General features: G+C 42.7%; 3 protein-coding genes and 2 pseudogenes. 4 read left to right on the forward strand and 1 reads right to left on the reverse strand.

Annotated elements, in window-relative coordinates; genetic code table 11:
* The 4 genes and pseudogenes from AU511_RS16570 to AU511_RS16585 all read left to right on the forward strand — a co-directional run.
* Positions 1 to 470 (forward strand): annotated as a pseudogene (locus AU511_RS16570) (PAAR/RHS domain-containing protein); the annotation flags it as partial.
* A 14-nt stretch (positions 471 to 484) separates the two neighbouring features.
* The gene (locus AU511_RS16575; protein WP_139829415.1) at positions 485 to 1,087 is read left to right on the forward strand and encodes a DUF1963 domain-containing protein; all 603 of its coding nucleotides are present in this window, start codon (positions 485 to 487) and stop codon (positions 1,085 to 1,087) included.
* A 469-nt stretch (positions 1,088 to 1,556) separates the two neighbouring features.
* Positions 1,557 to 2,048 (forward strand): annotated as a pseudogene (locus AU511_RS16580) (RHS repeat-associated core domain-containing protein); the annotation flags it as partial.
* 16 nt (positions 2,049 to 2,064) lie between these two features.
* Positions 2,065 to 2,451: a hypothetical protein gene (locus AU511_RS16585; RefSeq protein ID WP_240503876.1), complete on the forward strand. Its 387-nt coding sequence runs from the start codon at positions 2,065 to 2,067 to the stop codon at positions 2,449 to 2,451.
* Between the two features lie 67 nt (positions 2,452 to 2,518).
* Here AU511_RS16585 and AU511_RS16590 read toward each other — a convergent pair whose 3' ends face one another.
* Positions 2,519 to 2,788 (reverse strand): SymE family type I addiction module toxin, encoded by a 270-nt coding sequence (locus tag AU511_RS16590; protein ID WP_100059687.1) that lies wholly within the window; start codon positions 2,786 to 2,788, stop codon positions 2,519 to 2,521.
* Positions 2,789 to 2,933 lie beyond the last annotated feature (145 nt).

The raw sequence follows: 2,933 nt of genomic DNA on the forward strand, positions 1-2,933 counted from the left end.
TGTTGGGTGGGGACAACAATTACGGGTATGTGCCAAATCCAATCTGTTGGATAGACCCTTTAGGTTTGGCAAGTTTGTTTGATATTGGAACATATGGAAGCCTTAATAGCTCGAGCAATGTCGGTGATGGATTACAGGCTCATGAACTCATCAGGCATGAATTTTTAAAACAGTCAGGATTAGCGGGCGATTCACGTTTGAGTGGTAATCCCTCTATAGCGCTGGATCTTGATCACCATACTAGGGGGCCTTTAAAGGATACTCGTAGTATTGGTGGCGTTCATTATCATGAAAATGTGGTTAGGGCCCAAAATGGTTTAGGACCAAACCAATTCGCTTCAACGATTACAGGTGAATTGGATATCACATCCGAAGCAATGAGGCGGGCAGGTGTTCCTAACGAAGTGGTTGCTGAATTAAGAAAAAGATCCGAAGCTTTTTATATAAAACTTGGTAAATGTGGAAGGTAGAGAGGGGGGATACAATGATTGTTCATAAATTAACACATGAAAATTGCGGTAACGATTATGAGGTTATTCTCGGCGGTAGGCCCTCGCTGGGATGGCCCCAAAACCCACTAGGAGAAGATCTTAAACTAGTGATGACAATTGACAATGATCGTTTAAATAAAAAACTAAAGGGCTTTAATTTCCCTAATGGAAAGTTTATGTCCATTTTTTCGACATATTCTGAATCTAGATATTTTTTGGATGATGTTGTGTATTTTGGTGATTCGATTGAATTCGATTATATAAAGAAAGGTTTTACCAAAGTAGTGCTCAGTGACTCTTCATTTTTAGACGAAAGTTCCCAAGAGGAAGCAAATTATTTCTCACTACAGCCTCACGAAATAAGCGATTATGATTACCCAGCCTTCTCTTATTTCTCGAAAGAGTTACCAAATGGCCTTAAAGGCTGCGATAAGTTGTTGGACGAATATTACTTTGTTTGCCAAATTTACTCTTCTGATGTCCCATCAAAAGACGGCGGTGCTTTGGGCTTATCCGATTCTATAGGGTATCTTTTTCTGAAGAAAAATATTTTAGATGATTCTGATGCCGGTTTTTTCTTTGTGCAAACAGCGTAACATTATGAAAAATATTTTTTACACACATTGCAAAATTAACCATAAGTAAATTTTATCTTTTTTAATGTTTAATCAATAAATAAAATATATCCACAGTTCAGGTTTGGAGTGTCTTGACCTTTTTTTATTTCAATGCTTGGATGAAATAAATAATCTAAATTTTGCAGACACTAGTCCCTCTATATCGACTAGTTATTTAGTGGATAATCGAATCTGGGCAGGTTGTATTCACTGCCGCTAGAGTTTAATTTTTCCTAGAGTATTGTTCAGTAAAAAGAAACGATATAATTCGAGACACTCATCCTGAAAAAGCCCCCCTTTGGAGACTATAACAAAGGGGTATGCGCAGGCTTTTTGAGCTTGGAGTGGTCCCTCGTCATACTCTTTTCATATGCTCATTGATCAACTCGCAACCAACCAGCTGACGCCTTGAAACGACCATTACCGGGCATGGGTGCGTTACGCGTAAAGCGGGCTGTGCTACAACCGATTTCGGTACCACGACCCCACCGGCGGGGGGTATATCTCGCCGGACCCGATAGGGCTGGCGGGTGGGTTAAATAACTACGCTTATTCGCCGAATCCGCTGGGATGGGTGGATCCGCTGGGATTAACTGGCTGTTCAGTTACCAGAGATAAGGCGAATAAATTACTAGATAGCGGCGAGGTTAAAGTCACTGTCAAATCAAGAAGTGACGCAGAGCAGCTATTCATGGATAGATATTTAGGGTCCGGCTATAAAAATATGACGGGAGAGTCAGGTCCTAGCACAAAAAACATAATGGAATATCTCAAAGGAAATAAAACGAAGTCAGGAACCTATCATTGGGATGACGTTATGGACCCTAATAACAAAAATCGTGTTATGGGACATGGACCCAATAATCCTGACGGTGATCTTCCGCACTTACAAATTCATGAATTTGATGGAAATATAATTCATATATTTTTCCCGTGGTAGAGAGGGGTAATCAGATATGGAAAGTAAAAACCTTATAAATCTATTGCAAGGAAAGATCTTGATAAAAGAGTTCAATGGCGGAGATGATGACTATCGCTCTTGGATTGAATTATCTTTACAAGATAATCTAAGGCCCAGCTATTCATTTAGAACGGAGCCGGGAGCAATGCTAGGTGGTTCTCCTTATGCAAATTCATGCAATGAGTCTGACGCTAAATTTAAACTCAGAGTTTCTCACTTTCTAGCGGAAGATATAGAGAATGAGCTAGATCCATCTTACGATAGAGTCGGAAGTTACACTTATCTTGATTCAATAGATGAACTTATGAAACAACTATCAAAATACGGTGTGGAATTAAAGGATTTTATTGATATAAATAAAGTTGATGACTATCCATTATAAAATGAAGCCGGAAGCGATCCTAGCAATCCTTCCGGCTTTATTTTACCTGTCGTTCAGTCGCAGTTATTTACTGATTGAGTATCCCCGCCAAATCCAACCCGCCGGGAAAGCGGTTAAGCCAGTCGGCGGCGGCGCGTTCATCAAACGGCTCCCGGCTTAATCCTTCCAGACAGCGCCACAGTTCCCGAATATCCTGCACGGTGATGACGATACACCCCGGCATGACACTCAGCTTGAGCGGTTGCCCGGTGCCGAACCCAGCTTCCTGTAGCCACTTGCCGCTGATATTGATGGCGGGCGTGGAGGTGCCTCTCGCCGCGGCGAAGGCGAGCAGCATCGCTTCCAGTACGCGGCCGCGGCCTGCTAATACAGGAAACCTCGCCGGAAGAGACGGTGCACTATCGCTACGATGCGGTGGGACGGCTGACCGAGGTGACGTCCTCCGTCAGTCACGCGCAGCAGACGCGGGAGTACCGCTACGA

The organism is Lonsdalea iberica (assembly GCF_002111585.1).
In the GTDB taxonomy this organism is placed as follows: Bacteria; Pseudomonadota; Gammaproteobacteria; order Enterobacterales; family Enterobacteriaceae; genus Lonsdalea; species Lonsdalea iberica.